At 72.3% G+C, this 19441-nt stretch carries 16 protein-coding genes; 1 reads left to right on the forward strand and 15 read right to left on the reverse strand.

Annotated elements, in window-relative coordinates; translation table 11 throughout:
* Positions 1–8: 8 nt before the first annotated feature.
* A complete protein-coding gene (gene fmt, locus BA175_RS22075; protein WP_069173240.1) occupies positions 9–938 on the reverse strand; it encodes a methionyl-tRNA formyltransferase in 930 nt (309 codons plus the stop codon).
* A 486-nt stretch (positions 939–1424) separates the two neighbouring features.
* Between fmt and BA175_RS22080 the strand changes: the two genes are divergently transcribed.
* On the forward strand, positions 1425–1958 hold the full coding sequence (locus BA175_RS22080; RefSeq protein WP_069173705.1) for a hypothetical protein: 534 nt from the start codon (positions 1425–1427) through the stop codon (positions 1956–1958).
* An 87-nt stretch (positions 1959–2045) separates the two neighbouring features.
* Here BA175_RS22080 and BA175_RS22085 read toward each other — a convergent pair whose 3' ends face one another.
* The 14 genes from BA175_RS22085 to pyrR form a co-directional block, all read right to left on the reverse strand.
* Positions 2046–4190 carry a primosomal protein N' gene (locus tag BA175_RS22085; protein ID WP_069173241.1) on the reverse strand — a complete coding sequence of 715 codons (2145 nt, stop codon included), beginning with the start codon at positions 4188–4190 and terminating at the stop codon, positions 2046–2048.
* A 557-nt stretch (positions 4191–4747) separates the two neighbouring features.
* Complete coding sequence (gene metK / locus BA175_RS22090) at positions 4748–5956, reverse strand: methionine adenosyltransferase (RefSeq protein WP_069173242.1); 1209 nt, start codon at positions 5954–5956, stop codon at positions 4748–4750.
* Positions 5957–6193: 237 nt separating this feature from the next.
* The gene (coaBC, locus tag BA175_RS22095) at positions 6194–7396 is read right to left on the reverse strand and encodes a bifunctional phosphopantothenoylcysteine decarboxylase/phosphopantothenate--cysteine ligase CoaBC (RefSeq protein WP_069173243.1); all 1203 of its coding nucleotides are present in this window, start codon (positions 7394–7396) and stop codon (positions 6194–6196) included.
* A 335-nt stretch (positions 7397–7731) separates the two neighbouring features.
* Entirely contained in the window at positions 7732–8004 is a 273-nt protein-coding gene (rpoZ, locus tag BA175_RS22100; RefSeq protein WP_003970369.1) for a DNA-directed RNA polymerase subunit omega, read from the reverse strand.
* Between the two features lie 100 nt (positions 8005–8104).
* A complete protein-coding gene (gene gmk / locus BA175_RS22105) occupies positions 8105–8719 on the reverse strand; it encodes a guanylate kinase (RefSeq protein WP_069173244.1) in 615 nt (204 codons plus the stop codon).
* Between the two features lie 38 nt (positions 8720–8757).
* Positions 8758–9081 carry an integration host factor gene (locus BA175_RS22110; protein ID WP_014157387.1) on the reverse strand — a complete coding sequence of 108 codons (324 nt, stop codon included), beginning with the start codon at positions 9079–9081 and terminating at the stop codon, positions 8758–8760.
* A gap of 243 nt (positions 9082–9324) precedes the next feature.
* Positions 9325–10164, reverse strand: a complete 840-nt coding sequence (gene pyrF / locus BA175_RS22115) for an orotidine-5'-phosphate decarboxylase (RefSeq protein WP_069173245.1) — start codon at positions 10162–10164, stop codon at positions 9325–9327.
* The gene (locus BA175_RS22120) at positions 10161–11270 is read right to left on the reverse strand and encodes a quinone-dependent dihydroorotate dehydrogenase (protein WP_069173246.1); all 1110 of its coding nucleotides are present in this window, start codon (positions 11268–11270) and stop codon (positions 10161–10163) included. Before BA175_RS22120 ends, pyrF begins: the two co-directional genes overlap by 4 nt.
* 77 nt (positions 11271–11347) lie before the next feature.
* A complete protein-coding gene (gene carB, locus BA175_RS22125; RefSeq protein WP_069173247.1) occupies positions 11348–14656 on the reverse strand; it encodes a carbamoyl-phosphate synthase large subunit in 3309 nt (1102 codons plus the stop codon).
* On the reverse strand, positions 14649–15791 hold the full coding sequence (carA, locus tag BA175_RS22130) for a glutamine-hydrolyzing carbamoyl-phosphate synthase small subunit (protein WP_069173248.1): 1143 nt from the start codon (positions 15789–15791) through the stop codon (positions 14649–14651). The genes carB and carA overlap by 8 nt, the downstream gene beginning before the upstream one ends.
* Positions 15788–16375 (reverse strand): PH-like domain-containing protein, encoded by a 588-nt coding sequence (locus BA175_RS22135; protein WP_069173249.1) that lies wholly within the window; start codon positions 16373–16375, stop codon positions 15788–15790. The genes carA and BA175_RS22135 overlap by 4 nt, the downstream gene beginning before the upstream one ends.
* Positions 16372–17658 (reverse strand): dihydroorotase, encoded by a 1287-nt coding sequence (locus BA175_RS22140; RefSeq protein ID WP_069173250.1) that lies wholly within the window; start codon positions 17656–17658, stop codon positions 16372–16374. Before BA175_RS22140 ends, BA175_RS22135 begins: the two co-directional genes overlap by 4 nt.
* Positions 17655–18674 (reverse strand): aspartate carbamoyltransferase catalytic subunit, encoded by a 1020-nt coding sequence (locus tag BA175_RS22145; RefSeq protein WP_069173251.1) that lies wholly within the window; start codon positions 18672–18674, stop codon positions 17655–17657. Before BA175_RS22145 ends, BA175_RS22140 begins: the two co-directional genes overlap by 4 nt.
* 85 nt (positions 18675–18759) lie before the next feature.
* Complete coding sequence (pyrR, locus tag BA175_RS22150; protein ID WP_069173252.1) at positions 18760–19344, reverse strand: bifunctional pyr operon transcriptional regulator/uracil phosphoribosyltransferase PyrR; 585 nt, start codon at positions 19342–19344, stop codon at positions 18760–18762.
* Between the last annotated feature and the right edge of the window lie 97 nt (positions 19345–19441).

Genomic DNA, 19441 nt, shown 5'->3' on the forward strand with positions numbered 1-19441 from the left:
GGGACGGCTCAGCCCAGCACCTCACCGGGGGCGATGCGGACACCACGGGCCCAGTCGGCGGCCCGCATCGGCTTCTTGCCCTGCGGCTGGACCCAGAGGAGTTCCACGGCGTGCGAGCCGGTGCCCACGTGCACGTGGTTCTTCCCGGCGGACAGTTCGCCCGGCGCCAGATCCGTACGGTCGACGACGGGTGCGGCCTGGACCAGCTTGAGGCGCTCCCCGCGGAACACGGTCCACGCCCCGGGTGCGGGGGTGCAGCCGCGCACCACGCGGTCGACCCGCAGCGCGGGCTCCGCCCACCGCACCTGGGCGTCCTCGACGGTGATCTTGGGGGCGAGGGTGACGCCCTCGGCGGGCTGCGGGACGGCGTGCAGGGTGCCGTCCTCGATGCCGTCCATGGTGGCGGCGAGCAGCCCGGCGCCGGCGAAGGCCAGCCGCGTGAGCAGGTCGCCGCTGGTGTCGGTGGGCCGCACCTCCTCCGTCAGGACGCCGTAGACCGGGCCGGAGTCCAGGCCCTCCTCGATGAGGAAGGTCGAGGCACCGGTGACCTCGTCCCCGGCCATCACCGCGTGCTGGACGGGGGCGGCGCCGCGCCAGGCGGGCAGCAGGGAGAAGTGCAGGTTGACCCAGCCCCGGCGGGGTACGTCGAGCGCGACCTTGGGCAGCAGCGCGCCGTAGGCGACGACGGGGCAGCAGTCCGGCCCGATCTCGCGCAGCCGGGCCAGGAACCCCTCGTCCCGCGGCCTCGCCGGCTTCAGCACCTCGATGCCCGCCTCCTCGGCACGCTCGGCCACCGGGCTGGCGACCAGCCTGCGCCCTCGCCCGGCCGGGGCGTCGGGACGGGTCACCACGGCTGCCACCTCATGGCGGCCGGAGGCGATCAGGGCGTCCAGGGCGGGGACGGCGACCTCGGGGGTGCCTGCGAAGACGAGCTTCATGGGTGGCGGACTGCCTCTCGGGCCGGAACGTACGTGTCGAGCAGCACACCAGTGTAGAGGCTGTCCCGCACCTCCCTGCGGGCCCGCGACGACGGCTACGGCTCCTCGCCGCGCTCCCGGCACGCCCGCACCCGTGCGGCACCCGGACACCCGTGCGGTGAGAGGCCGCGTCCGACGCCGCGCGCCGGCCACCGGGGAGCGCGGAACAGCCCTCGGGCCTCTCCTCGAGGCGCTCGTCGGGACGGTGCCGGGCCCGCGCCCCCGACGCCGCGGCATCCGGGCTGATCAGGACAAACGGTTCCTCTGGTGCCGACGGGAGCCGGCCCCCGGGGGCGTGCGCACGTCCGCGCGCCCCGCACATCGACACATACGCCCCGACAGCGTGACCACTTCGGCGGGTGAGGCGTTGGTCAAGTGAGATTGACCGAAGTGGGCCGCCGCCGTGCGGTCCCGATCCCTTTCAACGCCGGTTCGAGAGGCTTCTTCATGGCCGACCACGCAACCCACGACGCCCAAGCGCGTGCCAGCCTGCACCTGTTGGTGCGGGACATCGAGCGGGTCCGGCGGCAGGTGGACGCGCTGCGCACCCTCACCGCGCAGCTGGGCAACGTCTACCGTCCGCGCCGCTCCGGGCCTTCCGCCGGCTTCGTCGTCTACGGCAGGGCGCCGGCCCCCACGGTCCGGCTGGCGCAGGAACTCCGGGACAGCGTCGAGACGCTGGTCACCGCGGCGGTGGATTTCGACCGCTCGCTGGGATTCTCGTGGGACGCCGTGGGCTCGGCCCTCGGGGTCACCAAGCAGGCGGTGCACCGCCGTTACGGCGCCCGGCGCACCACCCCGCAGCCGGGAACGGCCGACGCCACCGGCGAGACGGCGGCCCGCCCGCCGGCCGCACCCGCCTCCCCCGCGCCGACCGTGCCCGCGGCCCGCTCCATGCCTCCGCAGCCGTCGGCGGACCGCCCCGCCCAGGCCCGCGAGGAGCTGCGCCCCAGCGCCTTCCCCGGCCCGCGCAACGGCTGACCTGCTGCACCGGCCCTGCGCGGGCGCATGCGGTCCGGGCCGCCGGTCCCGGCGGCCCGGGCGGCGGCAGCCGAGGTCCGGGACCCGTCAGCCGATGTCCGGTGGATCGATCCTGATCCGCACCGGCTCGCCGGTCCCCCGCGCCGTCCGCGCCGCCTGCGCCGTCTTCAGGGCGGCGGCGAGCGCCGCGCCGCGACCCGGCGGCACCCTGACCAGGGCCCGGTCCCAGGTCTCCCCCGGCGGGGGGTCCCCCGGGCGCCTGGGTCTGCCCGCCACCGCTCCCCCTACCGGGACGGGTCCGAGTACCTCCGCCTCGGGCGGCAGCCCGGCGGCGGCGAGATACGCGGCGACCGCCTCCGGCGGCCCCGTCACCGAGGCCATCCGGGACACCGGGGGGAAGCCGAGCTCGGCCCGTTCCGCCAGCTCGCGCCGGGCATGGCCCACCGGGTCCCAGCGCACCAGCGCCTGGACGGGACGCAGTGTCGGCTCGGCCACGACCACGACCGTGCCGCCCTCCGGCTGCCCGCGCACCAGTGCCGCCGCCGCCGTCCAGCGCCGCAGCGCCTCCTCGCCCGCCCGCAGGTCGGGCCGGCCCACCATCGCCCAGCCGTCCAGCAGCAGCGCGGCCGCGTAGCCCCCCTCGGCGACGGGCTCCGCCCCGGGGGTGCTGACCACCAGTGCGGGCTGGTCCGGTACGGAATCGAGCACGTGGTCCCGGCCGGAGGTACGCACCGGGACGGCGGGGAACGCCCTCCCCAGCTCCTCGGCGGTCCGGCGCGCGCCCACGACCCGCGCGCGCAGCCGCCGTCCGCCGCAGGCGAGGCAGTGCCAGGCGGTCTCGGCCCGCCCGCACCACGCGCAGTCGAGGTCCTGCTGGTCCGGGGCCTGCAGGGGGCCCGCGCAGTGCCGGCACCGGGCGGGCTCGCGGCACCGCTCGCAGGACAGCCGGGGCGCGTACCCACGGCGTGGCACCTGGACCAGGACCGGGCCGGCGCGCAGCCCGTCCCGCACGGTCTGCCAGGCCAGGCTGGGCAGCCGCGCCGAGCGGGCCGCGCCGTCCCGGGCGAGCTCGCTGTCACCCACCGTGCGCACCAGGGGCGCCGCGGCGCGCAGCTGCTCGCGATCGGCCCGCAGGGGCAGCGCCCAGCCGCTCTCGACCAGCTGGGCCGCCTCCACCGTGCAGCTCGTCCCGCCGAGCAGGAAGGCGCACCGGCCGTGGGCCGCGCGCAGCTCCAGCACCTCGCGGACGTGCGGGAACGGAGCGTTGTCGTCGCTGTGGCTGGAGTCCCCGTCGTCCCAGACGGCCACCAGACCCGGATCGGCGACGGGCGCGAACATCGCCGCCCTGGTGCCGACCACCGCCCGCACGGAACCACGGCGAACGGCGAGCCACTGCCGGTAACGCTTCTCGGGCCCGGATTCGGCGGTCAGCAGGGCGTGGTGGCCGGAGCCGACGAGCGCGGTGAGCGCGGCGTCGACCCTCGCCGCGCTGCGCCCGTCCGGCAGGACGACGAGGGCGCCCCGCCCGGAGGCCAGGGTCGCGACGACGGCCGCCGCCAGTTCGGCGGGCCAGTGCGGTCCGGGCAGCGCCGTCCAGACGGCTCTGGGCGCACCACCCTCGGCGAGCGCCTTCAGGAAGGCCGGCCCCTGGGCGTACCGCTCCCACGTCCCGGCCGGCGGGGCTGCGGGCGGCGGCAGGGGCGCGGGGGACGGCTTGGACTCGGCCCGGCCGTTCCTGGGCGGCACGGCGAGCTGCAGGACGTCGGCGAGGCTGCCCGCGTAGCGGTCGGCGACGGCACGGGACAGCGCGAGCAGTTCGGGCCCGAGCACCGGCTCGGGTGAGACGACGTAGGCGAGGGCCGCCAGGGCGCCCTGGTAGTCCGAATCGGCCCGGCGCTCGATGAGGAACCCGTCGATCAGCCCGCCGCCCTCGCGCCGGCCGCCACGGACCTGCCGTCCCCCCGCGCCGAACCGCACCCGCACCCGCACGCCCGGCTGCGCCTGGGCGTCGAGCTCCTCGGGGACCGCGTAGTCGAAGTACTGATCGAGGTGGAGTGCGCCCTTGTTGACCAGGACCCGGGCGACGGGCAGCTCCGGAGCCAGTGCGGCGCCCCGCCAGGTCCGGGGCTTGGCGCGCGGCACCTTGGCCCTGCGCACGGTCTCCCGGATGAGCGCAAGCTGCTCCGGAGCCCCTGCCCCGGGCTCGTCGTGCCGCTCGTCGTCGCCGCTCACAGCCTCATACCTACCAGACGGCACCGACAGCGGCGCCGGGCGGCTCCCGGCGGGCCCCCCGGCCGGAGGCCCCGCCCCACGCACCGGGGCCCGGACACCTCGTGCGGTGTCCGGGCCCCGGTGCGGAGCGAGGGGCGGCCCGGCGATCCCTGGGCCGGCGTACGACTCCCGTACGCGAGCGGCGGTGTGCGTGGCGGGCCACACCGCCGGAAGCGTGCTGGGCCCTGTTCCGAAAGGAGCGTCGTCTGCCCCAAGGGCAGGTCCAGGGGCGTCCGGTGCGTGCGATCGCACGGCGGAGGGGCGTCCCGATATTAGATACACCCGGACGAACCCGACAATGCGGCGCGTGTGCGTACCAGGCGCCGCCGGGCAGACGGGACGTTCGAAACTACGCCCTCAGGGGTTCCCGCACTTCCCGGTGGATCAGCGTGCGGCGTCGGATGCGGTGCATCGCACGGCGGCGGGACGTCCGCATACGGGATGTATGCGGACGTCCCGCCAACGCGGCGAGGTGCCGTAGCCGTCTCGCGCGCCCGCCGTGAAGTGCGGGACAGCCCTCAGAGACCTGCGGCGGTGCGCAGCGCGTCCACGCGGTCGGTGCGCTCCCAGGTGAAGTCGGGGAGCTCACGGCCGAAGTGGCCGTACGCCGCGGTCTGGGCGTAGATCGGACGGAGCAGGTCGAGGTCGCGGATGATCGCGGCCGGGCGGAGGTCGAAGACCTCGCCGATGGCGTGCTCGATCTTCTCCGTCTCGACCGCGGCGGTGCCGAAGGTCTCGACGAACAGGCCCACCGGCTCGGCCTTGCCGATCGCGTAGGCGACCTGGACCTCGCAGCGCGTCGCGAGTCCGGCCGCGACGACGTTCTTGGCCACCCAGCGCATCGCGTACGCGGCCGAGCGGTCGACCTTGGACGGGTCCTTGCCGGAGAAGGCACCACCACCGTGACGGGCCATGCCGCCGTAGGTGTCGATGATGATCTTGCGGCCGGTGAGACCGGCGTCACCCATGGGGCCGCCGATCTCGAAGCGTCCGGTCGGGTTGACCAGGAGGCGGTAGCCCTCGGTGTCGAGCTTGATGCCGTCCTCGACGAGCTGGCCGAGGACGTGCTCGACGACGAACTCACGGATGTCGGGAGCGAGCAGCGAGTCCAGGTCGATGTCGGAGGCGTGCTGCGAGGAGACGACGACGGTGTCGAGGCGGACGGCCTTGTCACTGTCGTACTCGATGGTGACCTGGGTCTTGCCGTCCGGGCGCAGGTACGGGATGGTGCCGTTCTTGCGGACCTCGGACAGCCGGCGCGAGAGCCGGTGCGCCAGGTAGATCGGGAGCGGCATCAGCTCGGGCGTCTCGTCGCAGGCGTAGCCGAACATCAGCCCCTGGTCGCCGGCGCCCTGCTTGTCGAGCTCGTCCTCGTCACCCTCGACACGCTGCTCGTACGCCGTGTCGACACCCTGGGCGATGTCCGGGGACTGCGCGCCGATGGAGACCGAAACGCCGCAGGAAGCGCCGTCGAAGCCCTTCTTGGACGAGTCGTAGCCGATCTCCAGCACCTTGTTGCGCACGAGGTTGGGGATGTCGGCGTAGGCCTTGGTCGTGACCTCACCCGCGACATGCACCAGACCGGTGGTGATCAGGGTCTCGACGGCGACGCGGGAGGAGGGGTCCTCACGCAGGAGGGCGTCGAGAATCGTGTCGCTGATCTGGTCAGCGATCTTGTCGGGGTGACCCTCGGTGACGGACTCCGAGGTGAAGAGACGGCGGGACACATCGCTCCCTGGGGTTGCAGCGGCTGCTGGCTGATCATGGGTGGACGTCCGGGAGCTGCGCCCGGAACATTCCGTCGACCAGTTTATCGGTCGCTTCCGGCGGTTGGGCGCCGCGTCTCGCCCCTTGGGAGGCCTGTGAGCTGCGGCACGGTTGGCTGCGGTACGACAATCCCTCCTCCGGAGTGCGCGGCGGACCGTTCTGGCATTTCTTTCCCGCCGGAGCGGTAATTACGCAATCTAGCGGAACCGTGCCGCCACGAGGTCCCAAACGGTGTCGGCGAGTACTTCCTTGGGCCCGAACGGCACAGCGGTCTCGCTGCCGTCGGCGCCGAGCACGACCGCTTCGTTCTCCTCGGAGCCGAAGGTCTTGCGCTCCCCGACCTCGTTGACGACAAGGAGGTCACAGGCCTTGCGGCGCAGCTTCTCCCGGCCGTTGGCGAGGACGTCGTCGGTCTCGGCGGCGAAGCCGACGACGATCTGCCCGGGCCGGGCGCGGTCCGCGGCGACCTCGGCGAGGATGTCGGGGTTGCGGACCAGGGTCAGGGGTGCAGGTTCCTGCCCGTCCTTCTTCTTGATCTTCCCCGTGACGTACCGGGCGGGACGGAAGTCGGCGACGGCCGCCGCCATCACCACCACATCGGCGTCGGCGGCCGCCTTCAGCACGGCCTCCCGCAGCTGCACGGCGCTCCCGGCGCGCAGGACGTCGGCGCCCGCCGGGTCGGGCAGCCCGGTGTTCGCCTCGATCAGCGTGACCCGGGCGCCGCGGGCGACGGCGGTGCGGGCCAGCGCGTAGCCCTGCTTGCCGGAGGAGCGGTTGCCCAGGTAGCGGACGGGGTCGAGGGGTTCGCGGGTGCCGCCGGCGCTGATCACCACATGGCGGCCGGCCAGGTCGGGCACGGCGGGTCCGCGGGTCAGGACACGGCGGCAGACCTCGAAGATCTCCCCCGGATCGGGGAGCCGCCCCTTGCCGGTGTCCACCCCGGTGAGCCGGCCGACGGCGGGTTCGATGACGACGGCGCCGCGGCGGCGCAGCGTGGCGACGTTCTCCTGGGTGGCGGGGTGCTCCCACATCTCGGTGTGCATCGCCGGCGCGAAGACGACCGGGCAGCGGGCGGTCAGCAGGGTGTTGGTGAGGAGGTCGTCGGCCAGCCCGTGGGCGGCCTTGGCCAGCATGTCCGCGGTGGCCGGCGCGACGACGACGAGGTCGGCCGACTGGCCGATCCGGACGTGCGGCACCTCGTGGACGCTCTCCCAGACCTCGGTCTGGACGGGGTTCCCGGAGAGCGCGGACCAGGTGGCCGCGCCGACGAAGTTCAGCGACGCCTCGGTCGGGACGACCCGCACGTCGTGGCCCGACTCGGTCAGCCGGCGCAGCAGCTCGCAGGCCTTGTAGGCGGCGATGCCGCCGCTGACCCCCAGGACGACCTTGGGCTTGTCCACTGCGTCTCCCCGCACTCGTGTCTCTGCGCACTCGGCCCCGTACGGCCTCGCGACGTACGGACTCCATGCTGCCTCACCGCGCGGCGCGGGCTCCGGCGGGTCAGAGCCCGTCCGGTGGTCCCCGGCGGCCGCACGAGGCCGGCTACGGCACCTCGCCGCGTTGCCGGAACGCCCGGACACCGCCCGTACGCGGTTGCGTGCCTCGCCGTGCGCTGCACCGCTCCGAAGCCGCGGGCCGGTCCACCGGGGCTCACCGGACAGCCCTCAGGTGCCGGGCACACCACAGGCCCGGCGGTACGGACCGCCGGGCCTGTGGTGAAGATGCGTTCTCCTGCTTACTGCGCGGGGCCCTCGATGGCCTCGGAGGTCAGCAGGCCCGCGTTGATCTCGCGGAGCGCGATCGAGAGCGGCTTCTCGTGCACGTGGGTGTCGACGAGCGGACCGACGTACTCGAGGAGGCCTTCACCGAGCTGCGAGTAGTACGCGTTGATCTGGCGCGCGCGCTTGGCGGCGTAGATCACGAGGCTGTACTTCGAGTCGGTGGCCTCGAGGAGCTCATCAATCGGCGGGTTGATGATGCCCTCGGGCGTGGTGATGGAAGAGGACACTCTCTGCCTTCCGAAGGGGATAGAGATCAAAGAGATCTTTGACCGTGCTGGTTCCGCAGTGGTGCTGCGCTGCGTCCGCGGGCGGTGACCGGACCTGAGGTCAGTCGGAGCCGTGGAGGCCGGAAGCCTGCAGCATCAACGTTAGCAGCTCACGGGCGACGTCCTCGACGGAGGTGTTGACGAGCGTCGTGTCGAACTCGGCCTCGGCGGCCAGTTCCGTCCTCGCCGCGGCGAGCCTGCGCTCGATCACCTCCGCCGACTCCGTCCCTCGGCCGGTGAGCCTGCGCACGAGCTCGTCCCAGCTGGGCGGCGCCAGGAAGACCAGCTGCGCCTCGGGCATCGACTGGCGGACCAGCCGGGCACCCTGCAGATCGATCTCCAGCAGCACCGGCTCGCCCGCCTCCAGGCGGTCGAGCACGGCCCGGCGCGGGGTGCCGTACCGGTTGCCCGCGAACTCGGCCCACTCCAGCAGCTCGCCGTTGGCGATCAGCTTGTCGAACTCCTCGTCGTCCACGAAGAAGTAGTGGACACCGTTGCGTTCACCGGGGCGCGGCTTGCGGGTCGTGGCCGACACCGACAGCCACACCTCGGGGTGGACCTTGCGCATATGAGCGACGACCGTGCTCTTGCCGACCCCTGAGGGGCCGGAGAGCACGGTCAGCCGCGGACGTACGTCCGGGGGTACGGGGGACGTCCCCCGGGATGTTGCAGCCATGGGGCGATTATCCAGGTTCCCAGGAGTGCCTGGGAACGTCAGGCGGCGCTGCCGCCGAACTCACGCTCCAGGGATGCGATCTGGTTGGAGCCGAGACCCCGGACCCGGCGGCTCTCGGAAATGCCGAGCCGCTCCATGATCTGCTTGGCGCGGACCTTGCCCACGCCCGGCAGGGACTCGAGAAGAGCGGAGACCTTCATCTTGCCGATGACGTCGTTCTCCTGGCCCTGCTTGATGACCTCATGGAGCGAGGCGCCGGAGTGCTTGAGTCGATTCTTGACCTCGGCCCGCTCCCGGCGAGCCGCGGCGGCCTTTTCGAGCGCGGCTGCGCGCTGTTCAGGGGTAAGGGGCGGAAGAGCCACGCCTACGTCACCTCGGATGTCGATCTGTCGGATACGGACCGGTGAGGAACTGGTAGCCCCACACCTGGTGAGCAACGAACACGGTGTACTCGTTGGCTCTCGACGGAGACTAGCGGCCATGGCCGCCTGAGTCAGCGAGAACAGACGAAAAGTCCTGGTCAGCATGAGCCGACCAGGACATTCCGGACAAAAGAACCCTGTTTTCCGGTCAGGATTCCGTGAACACGCTGTTACGTGGCATCGTCAGCTTCCCGGGACGGCCGCGCGGATCTCCTCCGCGAGCCGTCCGGCGGCTTGGCGCAGCCCGGAAACGCCGGGTCCGTGACGCAGGACACCCCGGCTCACGCTCGGTACGACGTTGCGGACCGAGGCGCCGAACACGCGCGGCAGGTCCGCCGCCGTCGCTCCCTGGGCACCGATGCCCGGCGCCAGGAGCGGCCCGTTGACGGCCAGGTCCACGCCGGCGTCCCCGAGCGTGGCACCGACCACCGCGCCCACGGAGCCGAGCGGCGTGGCCCCCGCGTTCTCGGCCGCCATGTGGTCGAGCATCACCTGGGCCAGCGACCGGCCGTCGGCGGCCGTGGCCCGCTGGACCTCGGCGCCCTCCGGATTCGAGGTGAGGGCGAGCACGAAGACCCCCGCGCCGGAGGCCGCGGCCGCGTCGAGCGCGGGACGCAGCGAGCCGAAGCCGAGGTACGGCGAGAGGGTGACCGCGTCGGAGAAGAGCGGCGAGTCCTGGTCGAGGTACGTGGCGGCGTACGCGCCCATCGTGGAGCCGATGTCTCCGCGCTTCGCGTCCATGAGCACCAGCGCCCCGGCCGCGCGGGCCTCCTCGACCGCCTTCTCCAGGACCGCGACACCGCGCGAGCCGAACCGCTCGAAGAAGGCGGACTGCGGCTTGAGCACGGCGACCCGGTCGGCCAGCGCCTCGACGACGGTACGGGTGAAGCGCTCCAGGCCCGCGATGTCGTCGCCCAGGCCCCAGGACGTGAGCAGGGAGGCGTGGGGATCGATGCCGACGCAGAGCGGTCCCCGGGTGTCCATGGCGTGGCGCAGGCGGGCGCCGAAGGGTGCGGGGGTCACGGCATGGCCTTCCGGGTCTCGGCGCCGACGGCCTCGGCGAGGGTGGCGTACGGGGAGGCGGCCAGGCGGGCGGCCAGACCCTTGTGGATCGCCCGGGCGTAGAACGGGCCCTCGTAGACGAAGGCGCTGTAGCCCTGGACGAGGGTGGCACCCGCCAGGATGCGCTGCCAGGCGTCCTCGGCGTTCTCGACGCCTCCGACACCCACCAGGGTCATCCGGGTGCCCACGCGGGCGTACAGGCGGCTCAGGACCTCCAGGGAGCGTTCCTTGAGGGGGGCGCCGGAGAGCCCGCCGCCCTCCTTCACCAGGGACTCCGCCGACTTCAGGCCCAGGGCGTCGCGGGCGATGGTGGTGTTGGTGGCGATGATGCCGTCCAGACCGAGCTCGACGGCGAGGTCGGCGACGGCGTCGACGTCCTCGTCCGCGAGGTCCGGGGCGATCTTGACGAGCAGCGGGACCCGCCGGTCCGTCACGGTGCGGTCGGCGGCCTCGCGTACCGCGGTGAGCAGCGGGCGGAGCGCCTCGGTGGCCTGGAGGTCGCGCAGCCCCGGTGTGTTGGGCGAGGAGACGTTCACCACCAGGTAGTCGGCGTGGGCGGCGAGCCGCTCGGTGGACTTCACGTAGTCCCCCACCGCCTCGGCCTCGGGCACGGCCTTGGTCTTGCCGATGTTGACGCCGACGGTCGTGCGGAAGACCGGGGTCCGGGCGGCCAGGCGCTCGGCGACGGCCGCGGAGCCCTCGTTGTTGAAGCCCATGCGGTTGATCAGCGCCCGGTCCGCGACGAGGCGGAACAGCCGCTTCTTCGGGTTACCGGGCTGGGGCTCACCGGTGACCGTGCCGATCTCGACGTGGTCGAAGCCGAGCATGGCCATGCCGTCGATGGCGACGGCGTTCTTGTCGAAGCCGGCGGCGAGCCCGAAGGGCCCGTGCATCCGCAGGCCGAGGGCCTCGGTGCGCAGTTCCTCGAAGCGGGGGGCGAGCGCGGCGGCGGCGAAGGTGCGCAGGACCGGGATCCGGGCGGCGAGCCGGATCCAGCGGAAGGCCAGGTGGTGGGCCTGCTCCGGGTCCATCCGCGTGAAGACCAGCCGGAAGAAGAGTTTGTACATCACAGGTGTCCTCATGGAGAGGGGGACACCGTTTCGGGTGTCCCCCTGGGGGCGGCGCTGATCCGGACGGGAGGCCCTCAGTCGCGGGCCGCGGTCAGGTGTTCCGCGTGTTCCTGGAGGGAACGCACGCCGACGTCCCCGTGGTTGAGCGCGTCGATGCCCTGGACGGCGGCGGCGAGCGCCTGGACCGTGGTGAGGCAGGGCACGGACCGGGCCACGGCCGCGGTGCGGATCTCGTAGCCGTCGAGCCGGCCGCCCGTCCCGTAGGGGGTGTTGACGATGAGGTCGACCCCGCCCTCGTGGATCAGCTGGACGATCGTCTTCTCGCCGTCGGGGCCCTCGCCCTCGGACTGCTTGCGCACGACGGTGGCGTTGATGCCGTTGCGCTTGAGCACCTCGGCCGTGCCGGAGGTGGCGAGGAGGTCGAAGCCGTGGGCCACGAGCTCACGGGCCGGGAAGATCATCGAGCGCTTGTCGCGGTTGGCGACGGAGATGAAGGCGCGGCCCTTGGTGGGCAGCGGGCCGTAGGCACCGGCCTGCGACTTGGCGTACGCCGTGCCGAAGACCGAGTCGATGCCCATGACCTCGCCGGTGGAGCGCATCTCCGGGCCGAGGACCGTGTCGACGCCGCGGCCGTGGATGTCGCGGAAGCGCGACCACGGCATGACGGCCTCCTTGACGGAGATCGGCGCGTCGAGCGGCAGGGTCCCGCCGTCGCCGTGCTTCGGCAGCAGTCCCTCGGCGCGCAGCTCGGCGATGGTCGCGCCCAGCGAGATGCGGGCCGCGGCCTTGGCGAGCGGGACGGCGGTCGCCTTGGAGGTGAAGGGGACGGTCCGCGAGGCGCGCGGGTTGGCCTCCAGGACGTAGAGGATGTCGCCGGAGAGCGCGAACTGGATGTTGATCAGCCCGCGTACGCCGACGCCCTTGGCGATGCCCTCGGTGGAGGCCCGCAGCCGCTTGACGTCGAAGCCGCCCAGCGTGATGGGGGGCAGTGCGCAGGCGGAGTCGCCGGAGTGGATACCGGCCTCCTCGATGTGCTCCATGACGCCGCCGAGGTAGAGCTCGGTACCGTCGTAGAGCGCGTCGACGTCGATCTCGATCGCGTCGTCGAGGAAGCGGTCGACCAGGACCGGCCGGGTGGGGCTGATCTCGGTGGACTCCGCGATGTACGAGGAGAGGCGGGTCTCGTCGTAGACGATCTCCATGCCGCGGCCGCCGAGCACGTAGGACGGGCGGACGAGGACGGGGTAACCGATCTCGTCGGCGATGGCCTTGGCCTCGGAGAAGGTGGTGGCGGTGCCGTGCTTCGGGGCCGGCAGGCCGGCCTCGGCGAGGACCCGGCCGAAGGCGCCGCGGTCCTCGGCGGCGTGGATGGCCTCCGGCGAGGTGCCGACGACCGGCACGCCGTTGTCCTTGAGCGCCTGCGAGAGGCCGAGCGGGGTCTGGCCGCCGAGCTGGACGATGACACCGGCGATCGGGCCGGCCAGCGACTCGGCGTGCACGATCTCCAGCACGTCCTCGAGCGTGAGCGGCTCGAAGTACAGGCGGTCGGAGGTGTCGTAGTCCGTGGAGACGGTCTCCGGGTTGCAGTTGACCATCACGGTCTCGTAGCCCGCGTCGTGCAGGGCGAAGGAGGCGTGGACGCAGGAGTAGTCGAACTCGATGCCCTGGCCGATGCGGTTCGGGCCCGACCCGAGGATGATCACCGCGGGCCTGGTGCGGGGCGCGACCTCGCTCTCCTCGTCGTAACTGGAGTAGAAGTACGGCGTCTTCGCGGCGAACTCCGCGGCGCAGGTGTCGACCGTCTTGTAGACCGGGCGGATGCCGAGGGCGTGCCGGACCTCGCGGACCACGTCCTCGCGCAGACCGCGGATCTCGCCGATCTGGGCGTCGGAGAAGCCGTGCCGCTTGGCCTCGGCGAGCAGCTCGGTGTCCAGGCGCTCGGCGGCGGCGAGGTCGTCGGCGATCTCCTTGATCAGGAAGAGCTGGTCGACGAACCAGGGGTCGATCTTCGTGGCGTCGAAGACCTCTTCCTGGGTGGCGCCGGCCCGGATCGCCTGCATCACGGTGTTGATCCGGCCGTCGGTCGGACGGACCGCCTCGGCCAGCAGGGCCGCCTTGTCGCCGGGCTCGCCGGTGAAGGCGAACTGCGAGCCCTTCTTCTCGAGGGAGCGCAGGGCCTTCTGCAGCGCCTCGGTGAAGTTGCGGCCGATCGCCATGGCCTCGCCCACCGACTTCATGGTGGTGGTGAGGGTGGAGTCGGCGGACGGGAACTTCTCGAAGGCGAAGCGCGGGGCCTTGACGACGACGTAGTCGAGGGTCGGCTCGAAGGAGGCCGGGGTCTTCTCGGTGATGTCGTTGGGGATCTCGTCGAGCGTGTACCCGACGGCCAGCTTGGCGGCGATCTTGGCGATCGGGAAGCCGGTCGCCTTGGAGGCCAGCGCCGAGGAGCGCGAGACGCGCGGGTTCATCTCGATGACGATGATCCGGCCGTCGGCGGGGTCGATGGCGAACTGGATGTTGCAGCCGCCGGTGTCGACGCCGACCTCGCGGATGATGGCGATGCCGATGTCGCGCAGCCGCTGGTACTCGCGGTCGGTGAGCGTCATCGCCGGGGCGACGGTGATGGAGTCACCGGTGTGGACGCCCATCGGGTCGAAGTTCTCGATGGAGCAGACGACCACGACGTTGTCGTTGCGGTCGCGCATCAGCTCCAGCTCGTACTCCTTCCAGCCGAGGATGGACTCCTCCAGGAGCACCTCGGTGGTCGGCGAGAGGGTGAGCCCCTGTCCGGCGATGCGGCGCAGCTCCTCCTCGTCGTGCGCGAAGCCGGAGCCGGCGCCGCCCATGGTGAAGGAGGGGCGGACGACGACGGGGTAGCCGCCGAGCGTGTCGACGCCCTTGATGACGTCGTCCATGGTGTGGCAGATGACCGAGCGGGCGGACTCGCCGTACCCGATCTTCGCCTTGACGGCCTCGACGACACCCTTGAAGAGGTCGCGGTCCTCACCCTTGTTGATGGCCTCGACGTTGGCGCCGATGAGCTCGACGCCGTACTTCTCCAGCACACCGTTCTCGTGCATGGAGATCGCCGTGTTGAGCGCGGTCTGGCCGCCCAGGGTGGGCAGCAGCGCGTCGGGGCGCTCCTTGGCGATGATCTTCTCGACGAACTCGGGGGTGATCGGCTCGACGTACGTGGCGTCGGCGATCTCCGGGTCGGTCATGATCGTCGCCGGGTTGGAGTTCACCAGGATGACGCGCAGGCCCTCGGCCTTGAGCACGCGGCAGGCCTGGGTGCCGGAGTAGTCGAACTCGGCGGCCTGCCCGATGACGATCGGGCCGGAGCCGATGACCAGGACGGACTGGATATCGGAGCGCTTAGGCACGCGGGCCCTCCATCAGGGAAACGAAGCGGTCGAAGAGGTAGGCGGCGTCGTGCGGGCCGGCGGCCGCTTCGGGGTGGTACTGGACACTGAAGGCGGGCCGGTCGAGGAGCTGGAGGCCCTCGACGACCTGGTCGTTCAGGCAGACGTGGGAGACCTCGGCGCGGCCGTACTCGGTGTCGGAGATCCGGTCGAGGGGGGCGTCGACGGCGAAGCCGTGGTTGTGCGCGGTGATCTCGACCTTGCCGGTCGTGCGGTCCTGCACGGGCTGGTTGATGCCGCGGTGGCCGTACTTCAGCTTGTACGTGCCGAATCCGAGGGCCCGGCCGAGGATCTGGTTGCCGAAGCAGATGCCGAAGAGCGGCGTTCCGCGCTCCAGGACTCCGCGCATCAGGGAGACCGGGTGGTCGGCGGTGGAGGGGTCGCCGGGGCCGTTGGAGAAGAAGACCCCGTCGGGCGCGACCGCGTACACCTCGTCGAGTGTGGCGGTGGCGGGCAGGACGTGTACCTCGATGCCGCGCTCGGCCATGCGGTGCGGGGTCATGCCCTTGATGCCGAGGTCGATCGCGGCGACGGTGAACTTCTTGGTGCCGGCCGCGGGGACGACGTACGCCTCCTCGGTGGCTACCTCGGCCGCCAGGTCGGCGCCGCTCATCTCGGGGGCCTGGCGCACCTTGGCGAGCAGCACACCCTCGTCCTGGACGGCGTCGCCGGAGAAGATGCCGACGCGCATGGCGCCGCGCTCGCGCAGGTGCCGGGTGAGCGCGCGGGTGTCGATGCCGCTGATGCCGACGACGCCCTGTGCGGTGAGCTCCTCGTCCAGCGAGCGCCGGGAGCGCCAGTTGGAAGGGGTGCGGGCGGGGTCGCGTACGACGTATCCGGAGACCCAGATGCGCTTCGACTCGGGGTCCTCGTCGTTCACGCCGGTGTTGCCGACGTGCGGGGCGGTCATCACGACGACCTGGCGGTGGTAGGAGGGATCGGTCAGCGTCTCCTGGTAGCCGGTCATGCCGGTGGAGAACACCGCCTCGCCGAAGGTCTCCCCCACGGCCCCGTAGGCGCGGCCGCGGAAGGAGCGGCCGTCCTCCAGGACGAGTACGGCGGGAGCTTTGCCGGCTCCCCGGGTGGAGATCGTCATCGTGCGGTGCCTTCCGTAGTGCTGGTGAGGTGGTTGACGGCGTCGACCCAGGCCGGGTGCTCGGCCGCGTGGTCGGAGCGGAAACCGGAGTCGATCAGCTGGTCGCCGTGGGCCCAGGTGATGACCAAAAGGCCGCCCTCGGGGAGGACCTTCCCGGCGAGCGCGGTGTCGAGCCGGGCCTCGCGCAGGGCGGCGGCCGGCACGAAGAAGTCGGCGGCTCCGGGGCGTACGACGTCCAGGCCCTGCTCGGTGAGGGTCAGCTCGACCCGGCTGCGGGTGCCGAGGCCGTGGGCGACGATGCGGTCGAGCCACTGCCCCGCGGTGGTCGAGGCGTGGTAGCGGCCGGTGAGGGTCAGCAGCGGCGTGCCGTCCGCGTAGCCGGGCGGAGTGGCTGCGAGCTCCGGCAGATCGGACTGGAGACGCGCCCGCCACTTCCATCCCTGGCGCATCAGCCAGTAGACGAAGGCGATGAGAACGAGCAGTCCGACGACCCAGCTGATGCGGGCCGACCAGTCGGTCACGTCGGCCGACTTCTGTTCGGCGGCCAGCTGGTACAGCTGATGGCTGGGGATGAGTGTTGTCACGCGAGCTTCCCGTCGACGACCGTGGCACGGCCCCGCAGGAAGGTGTGGGTCACTCGGCCCGGCAGCTCGCGGCCCTCGTAGGGAGAGTTGCGGCTGCGCGAGGCGAAGCCCGCGGGGTCCACCGTCCCACGGTATGCCGGATCGACCAGGGTGAGGTTGGCGGGCTCGCCCGCCGAGACGGGCCGGCCGTGTCCGTCGAGCCTGCCGATGGCCGCGGGGCGTGCCGACATCCGGTCGGCGACCCCGGCCCAGTCGAGGAGACCGGTGTCCACCATCGTCTGCTGGACCACGGAGAGCGCGGTCTCCAGGCCCACCATGCCCATGGCGGCGGCGGCCCACTCGCAGTCCTTGTCCTCGTGCGGGTGCGGGGCGTGGTCGGTGGCGACGCAGTCGATCGTGCCGTCGGCGAGCGCCTCGCGCAGGGCCATGACGTCGGCCTCGGTGCGCAGCGGCGGGTTCACCTTGTAGACGGGGTTGTAGGACCGCACGAGCTCGTCCGTGAGCAGCAGGTGGTGCGGGGTGACCTCGGCGGTGACGTTCCAGCCCTTGGACTTCGCCCAGCGGACGATCTCCACGGAGCCGGCGGTCGACAGGTGGCAGATGTGCACCCGCGAGCCCACGTGGGCGGCGAGCAGCACATCGCGGGCGATGATCGACTCCTCGGCGACGGCGGGCCAGCCTCCGAGACCGAGTTCGGCCGAGACGACGCCCTCGTTCATCTGGGCGCCCTCGGTGAGCCGGGGCTCCTGGGCGTGCTGGGCGACGACGCCGTCGAAGGCCTTCACGTACTCCAGCGCCCGGCGCATGATCACGGCGTCGTCGACGCACTTGCCGTCGTCGGAGAAGACCTTCACCCCGGCGGCGGAGTCGTGCATGGCGCCGAGCTCGGCGAGCTGCTTGCCCTCCAGACCGACGGTCACGGCGCCGACGGGCTGCACGTCGCAGTAGCCGGACTCCCTGCCGAGCCGCCAGACCTGCTCGACGACGCCGGCGGTGTCGGCGACGGGGAAGGTGTTGGCCATGGCGTGCACGGCGGTGAAGCCGCCGACCGCCGCGGCCCTGGTGCCGGTGAGGACGGTCTCGGAGTCCTCGCGGCCGGGCTCGCGCAGGTGGGTGTGGAGGTCGACGAGACCGGGCAGCAGGATCCGGCCCTCCGCCTCGATCACGGTGGCGTCGCCGGCGTCGAGGGACGGCGCGACGCGCGCGATGGTCTCCCCGTCGATGAGGACGTCCTGCGGCTCGCCGCCGAGGACCTTCGCGCCGCGGATCAGGGTCTTGCTCATGCGTTGTTCTCCTCGGTACGGGCGGCGGCGGACGGCAGGGCGGTCTCGGAGCCGCCCAGCAGCAGGTACAGGACGGCCATGCGGGTGGAGACGCCGTTCGCCACCTGCTCGACGGCGGTGCAGCGGTCGGAGTCGGCGACCTGGGCGGTGATCTCCATGCCGCGGACCATGGGCCCGGGGTGCATCACGATGGCGTGCCCGGGCATCTTCGCCATGCGCTCGCCGTCCAGCCCGTAGCGGCGGGAGTACTCGCGCTCGGTCGGGAAGTAGGCGGCGTTCATCCGTTCGCGCTGCACCCGGAGCATCATCACGGCGTCGGACTTCGGCAGCACGGCGTCCAGGCTGTAGCTGACCTCACAGGGCCACCGGTCGACGCCGACGGGCACGAGGGTCGGCGGGGCCACCAGGGTGACGTGCGCGCCGAGCGTGGCCAGCAGGTGGACGTTGGAGCGGGCCACCCGGCTGTGCAGGATGTCGCCGACGATCGTGATGCGGCGGCCCTCGAGGTCCCGGCCGAGCCCGGCGTCGGCCCCGACGAGCCTGCGGCGCATGGTGAAGGCGTCCAGCAGGGCCTGGGTCGGGTGCTCGTGCGTGCCGTCACCGGCGTTGACGACCGCGCTGTCGATCCAGCCCGAGGTCGCCAGGCGGTAGGGGGCTCCGGAAGCGCCGTGCCGGATGACGACGGCGTCGGCGCCCATCGCCTCCAGGGTGAGGGCGGTGTCCTTGAGCGACTCGCCCTTGGAGACGGAGGAGCCCTTCGCCGAGAAGTTGATGACGTCGGCGGAGAGGCGCTTGGCGGCGGCCTCGAAGGAGATACGGGTCCGGGTCGAGTCCTCGAAGAAGAGGTTGACGACGGTACGGCCGCGCAGGGTGGGAAGCTTCTTGATCGGCCGGTCCGCGACCCGGGCCATCTCCTCGGCGGTGTCGAGGATCAGGACGGCGTCGTCGCGGGTGAGGTCTGCGGCCGAGATGAGGTGACGGGGGGTCCGGGGGTTACCCCCGGGAGGACACAGCATCTGGGGTCTCCGTGGATGGTGGAGGAATCAGGCATACGGGCGTGCGGAAGCCGCCGTACGGCCGGTGCGGCGTACGGGGCGGCAGCTACTGCTCGCCCACCGGGACGGTCTGCTCGACCCCGAGCAGCACGGCGTCGCGGCCGTCCTCCTCGGCGAGCTGGACCTTGACCGTCTCGCGCAGCGACGTGGGGAGGTTCTTGCCGACGTAGTCGGCGCGGATCGGGAGTTCGCGGTGGCCGCGGTCGACGAGGACCGCGAGCTGCACGGCACGGGGCCGGCCGATGTCGCCGAGCGCGTCGAGCGCGGCGCGGATCGTGCGGCCGGAGAAGAGCACGTCGTCGACCAGGACGACGAGCCGGCCTTCGATCCCCTCACCGGGGATCTCCGTGCGGGCCAGGGCACGCGCCGGGCGCATCCGCAGGTCGTCGCGGTACATGGTGATGTCGAGCGAGCCGACCGGCGTGCCGCGGCCGGTGATGTCCTCGAGCTTCCCGGCCAGCCGGCGGGCGAGGTGGACCCCGCGGGTGGGGATGCCGAGCAGCACCACGTCGTCGGCGCCCTTGGCGCGTTCGACGATCTCGTGGGCGATACGGGTCAGGACCCGGGCGATGTCGGGAGCCTCGAGTACGGGGCGTGCCGCGTTGCCGGTGCGGTCGTGCTGTGCGTCCATAAGAAACGGACCTCCTTCTCCGCCTCACTGGACGGACGTTAAAGGACGTCGGATTTGCGTCATCCACGGTACCAGGGCGTGTGCGGACCCATGGCGG

It is taken from the genome of Streptomyces griseus (assembly GCF_001715295.1).
Lineage (GTDB): Bacteria > Actinomycetota > Actinomycetes > Streptomycetales > Streptomycetaceae > Streptomyces > Streptomyces griseus_G.